This window comes from Nocardia rhizosphaerihabitans (assembly GCF_014646295.1).
Classification (GTDB): Bacteria; Actinomycetota; Actinomycetes; order Mycobacteriales; family Mycobacteriaceae; genus Nocardia; species Nocardia rhizosphaerihabitans.
In genome coordinates this window covers 1-15,616 of record NZ_BMNE01000010.1, presented here as the reverse complement: position 1 = coordinate 15,616, position 15,616 = coordinate 1, and the positions used below count along the sequence as shown (strand labels likewise).

At 69.2% G+C, this 15,616-nt stretch carries 17 protein-coding genes; 5 read left to right on the top strand and 12 right to left on the bottom strand.

Features of this window, described 5'->3' with window-relative positions; all coding sequences use genetic code 11:
- Positions 1–2: 2 nt before the first annotated feature.
- The gene (locus IEY60_RS30340) at positions 3–494 is read left to right on the top strand and encodes a nitroreductase/quinone reductase family protein (protein WP_189033949.1); all 492 of its coding nucleotides are present in this window, start codon (positions 3–5) and stop codon (positions 492–494) included.
- A 267-nt stretch (positions 495–761) separates the two neighbouring features.
- Here the strand turns inward: IEY60_RS30340 and IEY60_RS30335 are convergent, their stop codons facing one another.
- The 5 genes from IEY60_RS30335 to bioB all read right to left on the bottom strand — a co-directional run bounded on the left by IEY60_RS30335 (position 762) and on the right by bioB (position 4,500).
- Positions 762–1,874, bottom strand: coding sequence for an AI-2E family transporter (locus tag IEY60_RS30335; RefSeq protein ID WP_189033948.1), 1,113 nt, complete (start codon positions 1,872–1,874; stop codon positions 762–764).
- Between the two features lie 124 nt (positions 1,875–1,998).
- Positions 1,999–2,532: a DUF1353 domain-containing protein gene (locus IEY60_RS30330; RefSeq protein ID WP_189033947.1), complete on the bottom strand. Its 534-nt coding sequence runs from the start codon at positions 2,530–2,532 to the stop codon at positions 1,999–2,001.
- A 71-nt stretch (positions 2,533–2,603) separates the two neighbouring features.
- Entirely contained in the window at positions 2,604–3,251 is a 648-nt protein-coding gene (locus IEY60_RS30325; RefSeq protein WP_189033946.1) for a DUF2567 domain-containing protein, read from the bottom strand.
- Complete coding sequence (gene bsaP / locus IEY60_RS30320; protein WP_189033945.1) at positions 3,251–3,460, bottom strand: biotin synthase auxiliary protein BsaP; 210 nt, start codon at positions 3,458–3,460, stop codon at positions 3,251–3,253. The genes IEY60_RS30325 and bsaP overlap by 1 nt, the downstream gene beginning before the upstream one ends.
- A gap of 26 nt (positions 3,461–3,486) precedes the next feature.
- A complete protein-coding gene (gene bioB, locus IEY60_RS30315; protein ID WP_019046302.1) occupies positions 3,487–4,500 on the bottom strand; it encodes a biotin synthase BioB in 1,014 nt (337 codons plus the stop codon).
- A 150-nt stretch (positions 4,501–4,650) separates the two neighbouring features.
- On the opposite strand from bioB, the gene IEY60_RS30310 reads away from it, so the two are divergent.
- On the top strand, positions 4,651–5,235 hold the full coding sequence (locus IEY60_RS30310) for a TetR/AcrR family transcriptional regulator C-terminal domain-containing protein (protein ID WP_189033944.1): 585 nt from the start codon (positions 4,651–4,653) through the stop codon (positions 5,233–5,235).
- Position 5,236: 1 nt separating this feature from the next.
- Here IEY60_RS30310 and IEY60_RS30305 read toward each other — a convergent pair whose 3' ends face one another.
- The 6 genes from IEY60_RS30305 to IEY60_RS30280 all read right to left on the bottom strand — a co-directional run bounded on the left by IEY60_RS30305 (position 5,237) and on the right by IEY60_RS30280 (position 11,771).
- The gene (locus IEY60_RS30305; protein WP_189033943.1) at positions 5,237–6,382 is read right to left on the bottom strand and encodes an alpha/beta hydrolase; all 1,146 of its coding nucleotides are present in this window, start codon (positions 6,380–6,382) and stop codon (positions 5,237–5,239) included.
- A gap of 57 nt (positions 6,383–6,439) precedes the next feature.
- Positions 6,440–7,657, bottom strand: coding sequence for an MFS transporter (locus tag IEY60_RS30300; protein ID WP_189033942.1), 1,218 nt, complete (start codon positions 7,655–7,657; stop codon positions 6,440–6,442).
- Between the two features lie 76 nt (positions 7,658–7,733).
- Positions 7,734–9,083, bottom strand: a complete 1,350-nt coding sequence (locus IEY60_RS30295; protein ID WP_189033941.1) for an LLM class flavin-dependent oxidoreductase — start codon at positions 9,081–9,083, stop codon at positions 7,734–7,736.
- Positions 9,080–9,841 carry an ABC transporter ATP-binding protein gene (locus IEY60_RS30290; RefSeq protein WP_189033940.1) on the bottom strand — a complete coding sequence of 254 codons (762 nt, stop codon included), beginning with the start codon at positions 9,839–9,841 and terminating at the stop codon, positions 9,080–9,082. Before IEY60_RS30290 ends, IEY60_RS30295 begins: the two co-directional genes overlap by 4 nt.
- Complete coding sequence (locus IEY60_RS30285; protein WP_189033939.1) at positions 9,817–10,680, bottom strand: ABC transporter permease; 864 nt, start codon at positions 10,678–10,680, stop codon at positions 9,817–9,819. The genes IEY60_RS30290 and IEY60_RS30285 overlap by 25 nt, the downstream gene beginning before the upstream one ends.
- On the bottom strand, positions 10,680–11,771 hold the full coding sequence (locus IEY60_RS30280) for an ABC transporter substrate-binding protein (RefSeq protein ID WP_189034120.1): 1,092 nt from the start codon (positions 11,769–11,771) through the stop codon (positions 10,680–10,682). The genes IEY60_RS30285 and IEY60_RS30280 overlap by 1 nt, the downstream gene beginning before the upstream one ends.
- 271 nt (positions 11,772–12,042) lie before the next feature.
- Between IEY60_RS30280 and IEY60_RS30275 the strand changes: the two genes are divergently transcribed.
- Genes IEY60_RS30275 through IEY60_RS30265 form a run of 3 tightly spaced genes read left to right on the top strand, consistent with a single transcriptional unit; the run spans position 12,043 to position 15,022 of the window.
- Positions 12,043–13,074 carry a FecCD family ABC transporter permease gene (locus IEY60_RS30275; protein WP_189033938.1) on the top strand — a complete coding sequence of 344 codons (1,032 nt, stop codon included), beginning with the start codon at positions 12,043–12,045 and terminating at the stop codon, positions 13,072–13,074.
- On the top strand, positions 13,071–13,991 hold the full coding sequence (locus IEY60_RS30270; protein ID WP_229740265.1) for an ABC transporter ATP-binding protein: 921 nt from the start codon (positions 13,071–13,073) through the stop codon (positions 13,989–13,991). Before IEY60_RS30275 ends, IEY60_RS30270 begins: the two co-directional genes overlap by 4 nt.
- Entirely contained in the window at positions 13,991–15,022 is a 1,032-nt protein-coding gene (locus IEY60_RS30265) for an ABC transporter substrate-binding protein (protein ID WP_189034118.1), read from the top strand. The genes IEY60_RS30270 and IEY60_RS30265 overlap by 1 nt, the downstream gene beginning before the upstream one ends.
- Positions 15,023–15,043: 21 nt before the next feature.
- Here the strand turns inward: IEY60_RS30265 and IEY60_RS30260 are convergent.
- The coding region (locus tag IEY60_RS30260; RefSeq protein WP_229740264.1) for an SRPBCC domain-containing protein at positions 15,044–15,616 on the bottom strand (573 nt) is incomplete at its 5' end.

Genomic DNA, 15,616 nt, shown 5'->3' with positions numbered 1-15,616 from the left:
GCATGGACAACAACGCGGCGGACGCGAAAGAGATCACTTCGTACGACGACCCGGACGCACCGTGGAACCGGGAGTACTCGGCCGAGGAGATGGCCGGGTGGAACGACGGCGTCGTCCGGGAATTCCGGGAGAACAACGGTCAGGTCGGTGGCGACTACGCGGGGGCAACGCTGCTGCTGTTGACGACCACCGGCGCCAAAAGCGGTAAGCAGCATGTGGTTCCACTTGGTGCCCTGTATCGCGGCGACGTCTTGTACGTGAGCTCGTTCATCGAGGATCGGTATCCGGCCTGGGTCCACAACGCCAAGGCCGACCCGCGGGTGACGATCGAGTTGGGCGGGGAGAAGTTCGCGGCGACGGCCGAGGTGCTCACCGGCGCCAGGTACGACGAGTTCGCCGCCTGGGCGCTGGCGGAGAACCCACTGCTGGCCGAGTATCAGGCCAAGGTCGACAAACCGCTGCCGCTGGTGGTGCTGACCCGAAACACCGAGTAGGAGCTCAGGATTCGTATCGGCGATCGCGATGCTTCGACGATCGCCGATACGTCCGTCCGCTGGGTACCGCGGTGGCGGCGGACGAACTGCGCAATGCGTGGCGGCGGCGCCACGCGGCGAGATCGGGTCGCTCGGTCGGTGCTTGGGTCTCGGTCTTCTCGGTGGCGCGCACGGCCGTTCCTCCCCCGGTGTGGATCTGAGGTGTCGACGGTAGGCGAGCCGCGCCGGTGGGCGCCACAGGTTTTCCGGGGGCGCCGCAGCACGTCGTCATGGTCGCTCTGCTTCTCGCTCCCGCGCCTGTTCTTCCGGCACCTTCTTCGGCAGCGGCGCGCCGATCAGCACATCGGCCCAGCGCGTCGACGGATCGATATCGAGCAGCAGCGCCTTGACCAGCAGGGTCAGCGGGATCGCGAGCAGGGCACCGAGCGCGCCGATCACCCATGCCCAGAACACCAGGGACAGGAAGGTGACGGTCACGCTCAAACCGACGGCGTCACCGACGAATTTGGGCTGGATGATCGACTGGATGACGAAGTTGATCACCGAATAGACCACGATCACCCAGATCATCAGCACCGGCCCGCTGTCGAGCAGGGCCAGCAGCGCCGGCGGGATGACACCGATGACGAAGCCGATGTTCGGGATGTAGTTGGTGATGAACGACAGCAGCGCCCACAGGATCGGCAGCGGCACCCCCATCAACCACAGTGCGCCACCGTCGATCACCGCCACGATCGCGCCGAACACGGTGGACACGACGAGGTATTTGCGGGTGCCCTCGGCGAAGGAGAGCAGCGCGCCCGCGATGGCGGGCCGCTGCCCCTGCACCACGGTCATCCGCTTGTCCATCGTCATCCCGTCGACGGCCATGAACAGCAGCAGTGCGAGGACGAAGAACAGATTCGAGAACACTCCGAGCACCCCGCCGAGCAGCTGCTCGACGAACTCGGCCACCTTGCCGACATCGATGCCGTCGAGCACCTTCTGGATCTGGTCGGAGCTGATGCCCAGATCCGAGAGCAGCCCGCGGGCATTGTCGAGCAGCGCGTTCAGCTTGTCGCCGTATTCCGGGAGCAGCGAGGCCAGCTGCCAGGCCGAGACCGCCAGTGCCAGGCCGATCCCGAGCAGAATCCCCACCACCGCCAACAGGGCGATGACCATCCCCACCCACGCGGACCACCCGCGGCGCTGCGCCCAGCCCTGCAACGGCTGCACCGCGATGGTGAGCATGAGGGCGAGAAAGAACGGCCCGACGATGCCCGAGAAGACTTTCAGTCCCGCGATCGCGACCACACCCGCGGCCAGCGACAACAAGACGATCAGTCCGCGGGGAATCGACCAGGACGGCGGCGCTGCGGCGCTCGTGCTCGGCTCGGACATCGACACTCCCTCGGTCTGGTGAACACAGCCGGAGAGGACTTCGCGCAATGCCGCCCAGTCCTCCAGGGACCGACGCTAGGGAGGTCGCGGGCGTCGCGCATCGCCCGTTCTGGGTGAAGTTCGGCTAGGCCGTCTTCATCTGCGGGGTGGGCGGCGGCTCAGTCGTCCGCTTGCCGAGTCTGCCGACGGCCCAGAAGGCCAGCTCCACCGCCCAGAACAGCCACAGCGACAACGTCACCACCACGACGGGCACCGTCAGGAACACCACCGACGGCACCGCGATCACGACCCAGCGCGCGATGTCACCGGGTGTCGCGCCACGCAGCCTGCTACCCAGACGCACTGCGGCCCACATCATCCAGCGCCGCGGCGTCGAGACCGCGAACTCGTGCAGGCAGCGACGGAAGATACCGTCGGCGTCGGCGCGGCTGATCGTGTCCGAGCGGCACAGGTAGTCGTGCAGGATCGCGGCCCGGGTGTAGGCGCCGTAGCGCGGGATCAGCCAGACCAGCGAACGTGGCACCGACGCGAAGTCGGTGCGGAAACCGGCGGGGATCGTAAAGGTTTGGACCGCACCCTGATACGTGAGCGGCTCGGTGAGTCGCCAGAATTTCGCGTCCAGTTCCTCGACGACCGGACCACCACCGATGAATGCCACGACCGCCCCTCTCGAGCCGTCTACCTGCCGTTATAGACGATGGTAGAGGTCGGGACGAAGCGGAATCGCGCTCAGGCGCGCGGTTGCGGACTCGAATCGAAATCGCCGCTGGGCCGATACTCCGTGGCCTGGACCGGCAGCGGATAGTCGTCGATCTCGGCCGGGCGCAGGTCGCCGAGCAAACCCGCAGTGCCGGAACCGAGATCGGTGCGCGGGTGCAGCGCGGCGAGGAACAACAGCACGAGCGCGGCCAGGAACGGTTGCACCAGCAGCGCGAGATCGGTGCCCACCTCGGCGGGCAACGCGACGATCTGCCCGACCGCGGGATCGTCCGGACGCGGATGCCTGAGCTCGGCGAACCCTTCACCCACCCACATCATCACCGCGGCACCGAGACCCGAGGCGAGCAGGATTCCGACGACCAGCAACGGGCCGCGCACGATCCGCACCCGCCAGGCGGCGACCGCGCTGAGCACCGCGACCACCGCACCCAGGCACAGGAACATCCCGACGGCATCGAACAGGTGCAGGCTCTCGCCGGTGAGCACGGCGGCACGACCGGGCTGGGTGACCCGCAGCCGTTCGGTCGGCGCGAGCAGTCCCCAGGCCACGCCCGCCGCCGCGCTCACCGCGAGCACGACGGCCGCGACGACACCGACGCCGATCAGTTCACGGCGCAGGACCTCGGGGCGCGGAGCGGCACCGACCTCGGCGACCACTACCGGCGTTCCAGCTGCGCCGATTCGATGACCCCGTGCCGGGAGCACTTGGCCCACCAGCCGTCGGGGCTCACCTGCACGATCATCCGCCGGCCGCACTGCTCGCAGAACCGCGGCGGCTCGAGCCCGAGCGCGGCGGCCGCGGGCATCGCGTCGTCGAGTCCGGGCACGATCCGCTTGCCGGTGAACGGGTTATAGCGCTCGTCCATGTCAGTCACCCTACTGTGCCGATGCCTCAGAGGGTTTCGTTGAGCGCCTTGATCGGCATCTTCAGCTCACCCAGCAGATCGAGATCCGATTCGGCGGGACGGCCGAGAGTCGTCAGGTAGTTGCCGACGATGACGGCGTTGATGCCGCCGAGCATGCCCTGCTTGGCGCCGAGGTCACCGAGGGTGATCTCGCGGCCACCGGCGAAGCGCAGGATCGTGCGCGGCAGCGCGAGGCGGAACGCGGCGATGGCGCGCAGCGCGTCGGCGGCGGGCAGCACCTCGAGGTCACCGAAGGGGGTGCCGGGACGCGGGTTGAGGAAGTTCAGCGGCACCTCGTCGGGCTCGAGCGAGGCCAGCTGCGCGGCGAATTCGGCGCGCTGCTCGATGGTCTCGCCCATCCCGAGGATGCCACCGCAGCAGACCTCCATGCCCGCCTCGCGCACCATCCGCAGCGTGTCCCAGCGCTCCTCGTAGGTGTGCGTGGTGACGACCTTCGGGAAGTGCGACTTGGCGGTCTCGAGGTTGTGGTTGTAGCGGTGCACGCCCATCGCGGCGAGCTGGTCGACCTGCTCCTGGTTCAGCATGCCCAGCGAGCAGGCGACCTGGATGTCGACCTCGTTGCGGATGGCCTCGACACCCGCGGCGACCTGCGCCATCAGGCGCTCGTCCGGACCACGGACGGCGGCGACGATGCAGAACTCGGTGGCGCCGGTCTTGGCGGTCTGCTTGGCCGCCTCGACCAGGCTGGGGATGTCGAGCCAGGCCGCGCGCACGGGCGACTGGAACAGGCCCGACTGCGAGCAGAAGTGGCAGTCCTCGGGGCAGCCGCCGGTCTTGAGGCTGATGATGCCCTCGACCTCGACCTCGGGGCCGCACCACTTCATCCGCACCTCGTGGGCGAGCTCGAGCAGCGCTTCCAGGCGATCGTCGCCCAGACGCAGCACCTCGACGGTCTGCGCCTCGGTGAGGCCTTCGCCGCGCTCGAGCACCTGCTCACGGGCGATGGCCAGAATGTCGGTCTGGACGGGTGCCTGTGTCACGACGTGATGTCCCTTCGACGGGGTACGTGCACGTGGCACGGGTGTGATCCACCCGGCGTAGCCGTGCAACTTGAACGGTGTTCAGGCTAGGGTAGCTGCTAAGGGTGAGACACGACACCCGGGTCGGTGAATTCGAACGGAAGGACGCGCGTGCAGCTGCGGAAGACGGATGTGGTCGATGCCGCCGTCGACATTCTCGACCGGTACGGACTCGCCGATCTGACGATGCGCAGGCTCGCCGGTGCACTGCAGGTGCAGCCGGGCGCGCTGTACTGGCACGTCAAGGACAAGCAGTCGCTGCTCGGCGCGGTCGCCGACCGGATCCTGGCGCCGATGGACGAGCCGATCACGGCCACCGGATGGCCGGAGCAGCTCACCGAACTCGCCCATCGCCTGCGCAACTGCCTGCTCGCCTACCGCGACGGCGCCGAACTGGTCTCGGCCACCTATGCCTCGCGCCTGACCACCAGCAAGGCGCGCGAACGCCTCGCGGGCATCGTCATCCGGGCCGGAATGACAAGGGAGGAAGCCGAACTCACGGCCTACACCCTGCTCTACTACGTGCTCGGCCAGACCGTCGACGAGCAGTCCCGCATGCAGATGGACTCCGTCGGCGCGCTGCCCGAGGACGCCTCTCCCCTGCACGACACCCCCGACCCCACCGCGCGTTTCGACTTCGGTCTGCAGTTGTTCCTCGCGGGCGTGCGCACCATTCTCGGCACGCGGGTGCGCTGATTCACGGCGGTTGATTCCGGATCTGCTCCTGGTAGCGGCGCACGAACGGCAACACCTGGGATTCGATGATCGCGTTGTATTCCGCGGGTCGCTGGATCGGATTCGCGTGCTCGGTCCGGCGGGGCATCACCACCAGCAAGGTGCCGTCGACCCCACCGGCGTGCTCGATCAGCACCTCGTGCGAATACTCCACGTCGACGATCCGATCGCGCCAGGCCTCACGCGGCCGGAGAAACACGATGGCCGGACGCTCTTTGTCCGGGTGCGGCCGGGACAGGGCACGCAGATCCGCAGTGCTGCCGCCCGCGACGATCGCGAGGAACTGCGCCTCGATCAATCCGTTGCTTGCGGCGTCCTTCGAGAAGATCTTGTCGCGCAACACCTCCGAGGCCACCTCGCGCAGCGTGGAATAGTCGATGTCGGGAACGAGCGCACCCCGGTGCGCGAAGCGTTCACGCCGCGCGGCGACCTCGACGGCGAAACGTAACAGCCTGCTCTCCCTGGCCCCCGGCAACCAGCCCATCAACCGTGCCAGATCGGCACCGCGGCTGCGGCTTTCGGGCCGGACCGCGTTCAGATCCATCGGCGTGCAGTCCAGCATCACCGCGACGAGGCGACGGTCGCTGCCCAGATGAATGTGTCGTGCCACCTCGAGCGCGATCACCCCGCCCATGCTGTGGCCGACCAGCACGATGTTGCGTACGTTGCCGTATCTGGCGGCCCGCACGATCATCTCGGCGATCACCTTGGTGTCGATACCCGCGTTGTCGTACCGCACAGCCCAGACCACGCCGAAACGGCTCAGCGAGGGCAGTGCCCGGGCCGTCGGCCCCGCGTCCAGGCCGCCGAGCCCGACCAGGTCGACGACCGCGGTGTCCCAGTCGCGCGCGTCGGCGGGCAGGTGGGCCGGCAGCAAGGCCGGATCGGTCTGGGCCAGGCGTTCGCGTTCGGGCGACACGTCGTGCACCCAGTACTGCACGAAGAGCATCAGCGCGACCAGCAGCACTCCGAGGGTTCGCAGCGCCACCAGTCTGGTTCGGCGCCACCGCCGCCAGCCGTGTCCCAGGCGGGTTTCGCGTAGCCGGGTCCGCCGTCGCGCATCGTCGAAGTCCGCGACGGTGGACGGATGTCTGTCGATCGACGACATTCCTCCACTGTAGGAGCGCGGATTCGCCCCGGCTCGTGTCGATCCGGTGACGGAGGGTCACCGCGTCGGCGGTTCACCGCAGAGGGACCGGGACTTCCGTCGGTGTACCGGGCCAGGGAACCAGCGATACATCGCGATCGTGCCGAGGCCGACGCCGCACGCGAGCAACGCTCCGGCGGCGGCCAGCCCGGCGAACGCGCCGACCAGACCGACCGCGACCGGACCGGCGAACATGCCCACGTCGTGGGTCAGCCGCCAGGCGCCGAGGAATTCCGCGCGGCGGTCCTCCGGTGCCGCGAAGGCGCCGACGGTCATGATCAGACCGTTGCTCAGCCCGTTGGCCAGGCCGAGCAGCATGGTCGCCGCGCCCATGGTGAGCGCCGAGTAGGTGAACGGCAGCACCGCGTAACCGGCGGCGAAGCAGATGCCGCAGGCGATGCCGGTGACGCGGCTGCCCGCCCGGTCCAGCCACACCCCGGCCGGATACGACATGAGCACATCGACCGCGCCCGCCAGGCCGAACAGCAGACTGGTGGTCGCGGCGTCGATACCCAGATGCGCCGCCCACAGCGGCAACAGCGCCGAACGCGACGCCCGCGCCGCACCGACCGCCACCGCGGCGAGCCCGAGAGTGCCCAGCGCCCTGCGGTTTTCGGAGAGCACGGTGTGCAGCGGGCGCAGCGTCGCCTGGCCGATCTCACCGGAGCGGATCGTCACCATCGCCGCACTGGCCAGCAGCGTGGTGACCAATTGCAGCCACAACGCGCCCACCGGCCCGAACCCGTGCACCAGCGCCGCACCGAGAAACGGCCCGCAGAAGAACCCGAGCCGATGCGCACCCGCCAACGTCGACATGGCCCGGCCCCGCTGCTCCGGCGCGACCACCGACACCAGATAGGTCTGCCGCGCCAATCCCCACACCGCACCCGCCGCCCCGTTGAGCAGCAAACCCACTGCCAGCACACCGAGATTCGGCGCGAAGATCGCCGCCAGCACCCCGACCGTGCCGAGCACACTGCCGACCCCGACCGCCGCCCGCTCCCCGATCCGCGCGACGATCCGCCCCGCAGGCAGATCGGTCAGCACCATCCCGAGCCCACCCAGGGCGACGATCAACCCCGCCGCACCCGCGGACGCATCGAGATCCAGCGCACGCAGCGCGTACATCGGCGCGGCGGCCCCCACCCCGATGCCGTACAGCGCCATCGGCGCGAAGACCGGCCACACCAGCGACCGCAGTAGCACCGGACCGGGATCGACCACCTCCGCGGTCATCGTGCCTGCCCGATACAGGCCCGCCGACGGCTATCCAGTCGCCGAGCAGTACAACAGTTTTCGTCGTCCGGCACCCTCATCCGACGGTCACGGGTTCCGGCGCGAACCGGCTCCGCGGACGGGCGAGGCCGAAGTGGTCGCGCAGGGTGGTTCCCGTGTACTCGGTGCGGAACAGCCCGCGCTCCTGCAGGATCGGCACCACCGTCTCGGTGAACACCTCGAGCCCGCCGGGGTAGTACGGCGGCATCACATTGAAACCGTCGGCCGCGCCCTGGGTGAACCATTCCTCGATCGTGTCCGCGACCTGCTCCGGCGTACCGGCGAAGACCCGGTGTCCGCGGGCGCCCGCCAGCCGGTGCAGCAGCCCACGCAGGGTCGGCCGTTCCCGTTCGACGATGCCCGCCACCACCTGCAACCTGCTGCGCGCATTGTCGGTGACATCACCGGCCCCGGCGAAGACCTCCACCGGCACCGGTTCGTCGAGCGCGAGGGCGCGCAGCGAGGTGCCGGTGATCGATTCCAGCTGCTTGATCCCGTACTCGGGCACGGTCAGCTCGTTGAACTCCCGCTCCAGCCGCAGCGCGGCGGCCTCGGTGTCGGCGATGAACGGGCTGATCCCCGGCAGGATCTTCACCTCGTCGGCATCGCGCCCGTACTCCGCGGCCTTGGCTTTGATATCGGCGTAGAAGGTCTGCGCATCCGAAAGCCGTTGGTGCGCGGTGAAGATGGCCTCGGCGTACTTGCCCGCGAAGGCCCGCCCCTCATTGGAGGCGCCCGCCTGCACCAGCACCGGATGACCCTGTGGCGTCCGCGCGGCATTGAACGGCCCACGCACGCGCAGATGTTCGCCGACGAAGTCGATCGGATGGATCTTGTCCGGGTCGGCGTAGATGCCCGCCGCCCGGTCGAGCAGGATCGCGTCGTCCTCCCAGCTGTCCCACAGGGCAACCACCGCGTCGACGAATTCCCGGGCGCGGGCATATCGTTCGGCGTGATCGGGGTGCCGGTCGAGCCCGAAGTTGGCCGCCGCCAGGTCGGTTCCCGTGGTGACGATGTTCCAGCCCGCCCGCCCACCGGAGATGTGGTCGAGCGAGGAGAACAGGCGAGCCAGGTTGTAGGGCTCGTAGTAGGTGGTCGATGCGGTCGCGATGAGGCCGAGATGTGTTGTGGCCGCCGCGATCGCGGTCAGCAGCGTGATCGGCTCCAGTCCCGGCGCCGCATTGTGGCGCACATCGGTGCGCAGGGCGGGCCCGTCGGCGAAGAACACCGCGTCCAGCTTCGCCGCCTCGGCGGTGCGCCCGATCTCCTGGTAGTAGGTGACGTCGTAGATGCGCTCGGGCCTGCTGTCGGGATGCCGCCAGGCGGCCTCGTGGTGCCCCGACGGATAGATGAACGCGTTGAGACTCAGTTGCCGCGGTGCACTCATGACGCTGCTTTCACTTCCTCGAATTCGGTGGTGTCCACGCCGAGCCCGGCCAGCAGGACCTCGCGCAGCCGGACGAACTCCGGGTGCGCGTGCCTGCGCGGGCGCGGCGTGTCGATGCGCTGATCGATGGCGATCCGGCCCTCGTCCAGGACCAGCACGCGGTCGGCGAGCAACACGGCCTCGTCCACGTCGTGGGTCACCAGCAGGACGGCGGGCCGGTGCCGCTCGCACAGCGCCTGCAACAGGGCGTGCATGCGGATCCGGGTCAGTGCGTCGAGCGCGCCGAACGGTTCGTCGGCCAGCAGCAGTTCCGGCTCGCGGACCAACGATCTGGCCAGCGCCACCCGCTGCTGCTCGCCACCGGAAAGCTCACGCGGCCATGCCTTCTCGCGTCCGGCCAGCCCGACTTCGGCCAGCGCCGAGCGCCCCCGTTCGGCGGCGTCGCGCCCGGTGAGCCCGAGCACCACATTATCGAGCACCCGCGCCCAGGGCAGCAGTCGCGAATCCTGGAACACCACCGCCCGCTGGGTCGGCACGGTCAGCTCGCCGGAACCCGGCACGTCGGCGTCGAGTTCGGCCAGCGCCCGCAGCAGCGTGCTCTTGCCCGAACCGCTACGGCCGAGCAGAGCGACGAACTCGCCGCGCCGGATCTCGATGTCGATGCCGTTCAACACGATTCGATCCCCGAAGCCACGGGTGAGTGCGCCGGTGCGCACCACGATCCGCTCTTCGTTCAATCGCCCAGTGTCTGTCGCCATGCCAGCGCCTTCCGTTCCGCCGCCCGCACGGCGAGGTCGCCGAAGAGCCCGAGGAGTCCGTAGATCACCAGACCGACGACGATCACGTCGATCTGTCCGTAGGTGCGCGCCTGCGTCATCAGATAGCCGATGCCGCTGGTCGCGTTGACCTGTTCGACCACGACCAGCGCCAGCCACGAGATGGTCACCGCCAGCCGCAGCCCGAGGAAGAAGCCGGGCAGCGACCCTGGTAGCGCGATCCGCCGCAGGAATTCCCATCGCGACAGCCCGACCGTCTCGGCGAGCTCCACATACCGGGCATCCACGCTGCGCAGATAGGCGTGGGTGTTGATGTAGACCGGGATCAGCACGCTGGTCGTGATGACGATCAGCTTCATTTCCTCGCCGATGCCGAACCAGACGATGAACAGCGGGATCAGCGCCAACGTCGGAATCGAGCGCTTGATCTGCACCGGGCCGTCGACGACCGCCTCCCCGATCCGGCTCAACCCCGCCACCAGCGCGAGGACCACGCCGATCACCACACCGAGTCCGAGCCCGATCGCCGCGCGCTGTAGCGAGGTCAGCAGGTTGGACTGCAAGCGGCCGTCGGCGATCAGGTCACCCGCGGTCTGCGCGACCGTCCACGGCGCGGGCAGCGTCTCCGGCTCCAGTGCGCCCGTGGCCGATCCGAGCACCCACGCGCCGATGAGCAATGCCGGTCCCAGCGCGAACCCGAACGGAATCGGCTTACCCGGCCCGAGCCTGCGCCTGCCCCGCCCGCGCGGTGCGAGCGCTTCGACCGGGGCGGCGGTGCCGGTGCGGATGCGTCGCAGCACACCCGCGTCGATGGTGGCCATCAGCTCGTCGCCGGCGCGAACGCCGCCCCGCCGGCGGTGACAGCCTCGGTGACCGCGGCGTCGAAGCGCAGATCGAAGCCGTCGGCGGCCTTGATCTTCTTCGGCAGCTCGCCGACGGCGTCGATCGCGTCGATGGTGGTCTGCTGGCGGGCGATCAACTGCTGATCCAGGTGCGGGAACGTGTAGGTGCCCAGCGAGTCGATGATCCGCTTCGCGTCGTCGGCGCTGACCTTCTGAATCTCCACGTAGTACTTGGTCGCCCATTCCTCGCGATGGGTGTTGGTCCAGTTCCAGGCCCGCACGAACGCGCCGACGAGGGCACGGGTGGCCGCCGCCTTCGCCGGATCCTGCACCACCGCGCGGCGCGCGTACAGGTAGGCCAGACCGCTGTAGATGCCGGTGGTCTCCGAGTCCGGGATCAGCGACGTGCCCTGGGTGCGCAGCAGGCGGGTGACATTGGGTTCGATCAGCGGAGCCACGTCGACCTGACCGGTGCGCACGGCGTCGAGGAATTCCGCCAGCTGCAACCGGACCAGCTGCACGTCGGCCGGCTTCAGCCCCGCCTTGGTCAGCGCCTTGAGCACCGCCGCCTGCTGCGCGGTGCCCTCGGCGTAGGCGATCTTCTTGCCCTTCAGATCCGTGAGCTTCGTGATCGCGCGTCCCGGCGCGACAGCGAGTTTCAGCGCCTGCGGATTGGTCTGGTACGAGCCGATGATCGGCACGTCCTGCCCGGCGGCCAGCGCGTGGATCGGCGGGACGTCACCCACCTGGCCCACATCGGCGGCGCCGGCCCGGAACGCCTCGAGAATGGCCGGCCCGCCGATGAAGTTGGCGAACTCGATCTTGAACGGCAGCTTGTCCAGCTCCCCGGACAGCCGCAGGGCCGACTGCAACCGCTCCTGCTGATCGGCGACGATGAGGGTGGTGCCCGGCGGCACCTCGGTCGGCAGCGGCGCGTCGGGTGTGCCGACCGGTGCGTCGCTGCCGTTCGAGCAGCCGCTCAGGCCGAGCGTCGCCACGGTTGCCACCGCGAGGAGCGCGGCGGTGGCTCGGCCACGCAGGCCGGGCAGGAAGGTGTTCGGTCGGTGCATGTACGGATTGAAGCAATCGGGCGATTCGCCGAACAGCTTTAGCCTTACCGTGATTGGAAACCGGGCCGGGCGCGTCGCCATCCGCCGCCGTCCCCGGTAGCTCTGTGGCACCGGGTGCCGCGCTAGAGTCGATGTGTCATCCCCGGCGGGTGCGGGAATCCGGTGCAATTCCGGGACGGTCGCGCCACTGTGATCGCCTCACGGCGAGAGTCAGACCTCCCTCGCCGGGCACCCTCTGAAAGGGCCGCGCCTTGCCTGTGGAGAATCCGCGATGATCCGTGCTCGGATCTCGCTCGCCCTGCCCCTGCTCGGGGCGCTGTTGCTGATCGCCATGCTCGGCGCGACCGGATTCGGCGCCGAGATCGTCCCCGTGTCCGCGGTGCTCGACACCCTCGGCAGCCGCCTGACCGGCACGACACCCACCGACCTGGGCATCGACACCATCGTCTGGCAGCTCCGGGTGCCACGCACGGTCCTGGCCGCCGTGGTCGGCGCCGGCCTCGCGCTGGCGGGCGCGGCCATGCAGACACTGGTGCGCAATCCACTCGCCGATCCCTACCTGCTCGGTGTCTCCTCCGGCGCGGGCGTTGGTGCGGCCGCGGTGATCACCTCGGGCCTGTTCGCCGGCGCGGGCATCTGGGCGCTCTCGGGTGGCGCGCTGGCCGGTGCGTTCGGCGCGGCCACCCTCGTCTTCCTCGTCGCCTTCGCCCAGGGCGGTCTGACGCCACTGCGATTGGTCCTCACCGGCACCGTGCTCGGCTCGGCCTTCGCTGCGTTCAGCAGCTATCTGGTGTTCCGCAGTACCGACCCGGCCGCCGCGCAGTCCGTGCTGTTCTGGCTGCTCGGCAGCCTGGCCGGAGCGGACTGGACGACACTCGCGGTGCCACTGGTCGTCGTGCTGGTCGCGGGTGCCGTCTTGATGACCATCGCCGGGTGGCTCGACGCGCTCACGCTCGGCGCGACCACCGCGTCGTCGATCGGTGTTCCGGTGAAGGAACTGCGCATCGGCTTGTTCGTCCTGCTGGCGGTCCTCGTCGGCGTGCTGGTCGCGGTGTCGGGCGGGATCGGCTTCGTCGGGCTGGTCGTCCCCCACGCCGCGCGCATGATCGTCGGTCCACGCCACCGCAACCTGCTCCCCGCCTGCGCCCTGTGCGGCGCGCTGTTTCTCGTCGTCGCCGACGCCGCGACCCGGGTCCTGGTGCGGCCCACCGAGATCCCCGTCGGCGTCCTCACCGGTCTGATCGGCGCACCGACCTTCCTGTTGTTGATGGGCAGACGGCGCTACCAGTTCGGCACCTCGTGACCGCGCACGAACACACTGCACGTCGTCCTGCGCCGGACGATCCCCTCGACGACCGGGCGAACGGCACCGAGCACGGCGATGTCGGCAGTGCTGAAGCCCACGCGACCGTCGACAGCGCGGCCCGATCGAGCGCCGCGCCGTCCGGGGCGGTGCGGGCGGTCGAGCTGACGTGTTCCGCCGGCCGACGGAACATCGTTGTCGGCGCGGACTTCTCGATCGAACCCGGCGAGACCGTGGGCATTGTCGGGCCCAACGGCAGCGGCAAAACGACGCTGCTCCGAACTCTGGCCGGTATCCGGAAACCCGCGCGGGGCCGCGTGCTCGTCGACGGCCGGATGCTGCACGGGCTACGGCCACGACAGCGGGCAACCGCGGTGGCCTTGGTGGCCCAGGACGAGAGCCCACCCGCCGACATGCTCGTCGGCGAGGCGGTTGCCCTCGGCCTGACTCCGTATCTACCGCCGTGGGGGCTCGGTGCCCCGCGCGAGCAGAAGCAGGTGAGGGAAGCACTGGCAACAGTGGACCTTTCGGGCTTCGCCGACCGGCCGGTGCAGCAGTTGTCGGGTGGCGAGCGGCAGCGAGTACTGCTGGCCCGCGCGCTGCTCCAGGACACCCCGGTGCTGCTCCTCGACGAGCCGACCAACCACCTCGACGTCACCCACCAGCTCGCGCTCCTCGACCTGGTGCGCGGACTGCGGCGCACCGTCGTCGCCGCCCTGCACGATCTGTCGCTGGCCGACCGCTACTGCGATCGGATCATCGTGCTGCACAACGGCTCCACCCGACCACCGGCACCGCCCGCGCAAGCACTGACCCCCGAGGTCCTCGCCGAGGTGTTCGGTGTCGACGCCACCCGCGTCAAACATCCGGCGACCGGCGAAGACCATCTGTTGATCACCCCGCGAAAGGCGCGATGATGAAGAACACCGGCCGGATCCTGGCCACCACCGCACTCGCCGCCGTCCTGGCGGCCTGCACCGGCACCACGGCAGACACCGCGACGACGATCAGCGTGCGCAACTGCGGCAAGGACACTCCGTTCCCCGCGCCGGCGCAGCGGCTGTTCGTCAACGACGGCAACCTCATCTCGATGGTGCTTGCCCTCGGCGCGCAGGACCAGGTGACCGCCGTGTCGAGCATCCAGCGCGACGCCGACACCCTGCGCAAGCACTACGGCGCCGCCGTCGTCGACGGGCTGAAATCCGTCGCCCCCGAATACCCGTCCCGCGAAACCGTGCTCGCGCAGCGCCCGGACGTCATGGTGGCGGGCTGGAGCTACGGCTACGACGAGGCTAGCAACCTCACTCCCGCCTCCCTGCAGAAGGACGGCGTCGCGGCCTACATCCTCACCGAGAGCTGCCGTCAGCAGGACGGCGCCGCCGCCCGCGGCACGGTCGAACCGTGGACCGCGCTGCGCACCGACCTGACCGATCTCGGCGCGATCACCGGCCGACCCGGCCGCGCAGCGGAGGTCACCGCCGACCTCGACAGCAGGCTCGCCGCCCTGTCCGCGGCACCGAAACCGGCGAAGGCGCCGACCGTGTTCCTGTTCGACAGCGGCACCGACACCATCTACTCCAGCGGGAAATTCGGTGCGCCGCAGGCGATCCTCGAAGCCGCGGGCGCCCGCAACATCCTCGACGACGTCGCCGACACCTGGACCAAGGTCTCCTGGGAGCGGCTCGCCGCCGCCGACCCGGACGCCATCATGTTCGTCGACTACCCCGGGCAGTCCTACGCCCAGAAGGTCGAGCTGCTGCGCACCAAACCGGGCATCAACGGCCTGCGCGCGGTCCGCGACGGCCGGTTCTTCAACCTGCCGTACGCGCTGTGGACCAGCGGCCCGCTCAATATCGACGCCGCCGAGCAGATCCGCAAGCAGCTCGAGGCATGGAACCTCGTGCCCGCATCGACTATCACGCCCCGCGCCGACGACGCGGTGCGCTGACCCGGCGCCGGGTGCGGCCGGTCAGTCGACCGTGCCGCGCTCGGCCAGCGCGACGATCTTCGCGAGCGCCACCTGCCAGGCCCTGGTGTTCTCGTCGAGGGTCATGCCCGGCGGCACACCCTCGTGCAGCACTTCGAGATCGGTCCCTCCTGCTGCGTCGGCCAACACGAAGGTCATGGTCTGCTCGCCCGCCATATCCGGTGTCTCGGTGACGAACTCCAGGACCTCCCGCACCCGCTCATCCGGGATGAGTGTCAGGAACCGCCCGTAGTAGGCATGGTGCGGCGGCACCGTCTTCGCCGCATCGGACGTCTCGTCTTTGGTGACGGTGATCGAGAAGACCCCGCCCTCCTCGGGCTCGAACCGATGCACCTCGCTGACCATCCCGTCGGGCACCATCCAGGCTTTGACGGAATCGGGATCGACCAGCAGCCGATACACGGTCGCGCGGGGCGCATTGATGTGCGTGCCGATCTTCGTGGTCGCCATAGCTCCACGGTAGCCCCAGAACCCGCCGAGTGGTCGGTATGGCACGAACGCAAAAAGGCCCTCCAACCATAGGTTGGAGGGCCTTTCGCAATGATGTTCCGGCGG

Coding starts and splice junctions, on each gene's coding strand:
- IEY60_RS30340 (WP_189033949.1), top strand. CDS start 3: ATGGACAACAACGCGGCGGACGCGAAAGAGATCACTTCGTACGACGAC.
- IEY60_RS30295 (WP_189033941.1), bottom strand. CDS start 9,083: ATGAGTGCACCGCGGCAACTGAGTCTCAACGCGTTCATCTATCCGTCG.
- IEY60_RS30290 (WP_189033940.1), bottom strand. CDS start 9,841: ATGGCGACAGACACTGGGCGATTGAACGAAGAGCGGATCGTGGTGCGC.
- bsaP (WP_189033945.1), bottom strand. CDS start 3,460: ATGGACGAGCGCTATAACCCGTTCACCGGCAAGCGGATCGTGCCCGGA.
- IEY60_RS30335 (WP_189033948.1), bottom strand. CDS start 1,874: ATGTCCGAGCCGAGCACGAGCGCCGCAGCGCCGCCGTCCTGGTCGATT.
- IEY60_RS30280 (WP_189034120.1), bottom strand. CDS start 11,771: ATGCACCGACCGAACACCTTCCTGCCCGGCCTGCGTGGCCGAGCCACC.
- IEY60_RS30285 (WP_189033939.1), bottom strand. CDS start 10,680: ATGGCCACCATCGACGCGGGTGTGCTGCGACGCATCCGCACCGGCACC.
- IEY60_RS30305 (WP_189033943.1), bottom strand. CDS start 6,382: ATGTCGTCGATCGACAGACATCCGTCCACCGTCGCGGACTTCGACGAT.
- IEY60_RS30265 (WP_189034118.1), top strand. CDS start 13,991: ATGAAGAACACCGGCCGGATCCTGGCCACCACCGCACTCGCCGCCGTC.
- IEY60_RS30275 (WP_189033938.1), top strand. CDS start 12,043: ATGATCCGTGCTCGGATCTCGCTCGCCCTGCCCCTGCTCGGGGCGCTG.
- IEY60_RS30300 (WP_189033942.1), bottom strand. CDS start 7,657: ATGACCGCGGAGGTGGTCGATCCCGGTCCGGTGCTACTGCGGTCGCTG.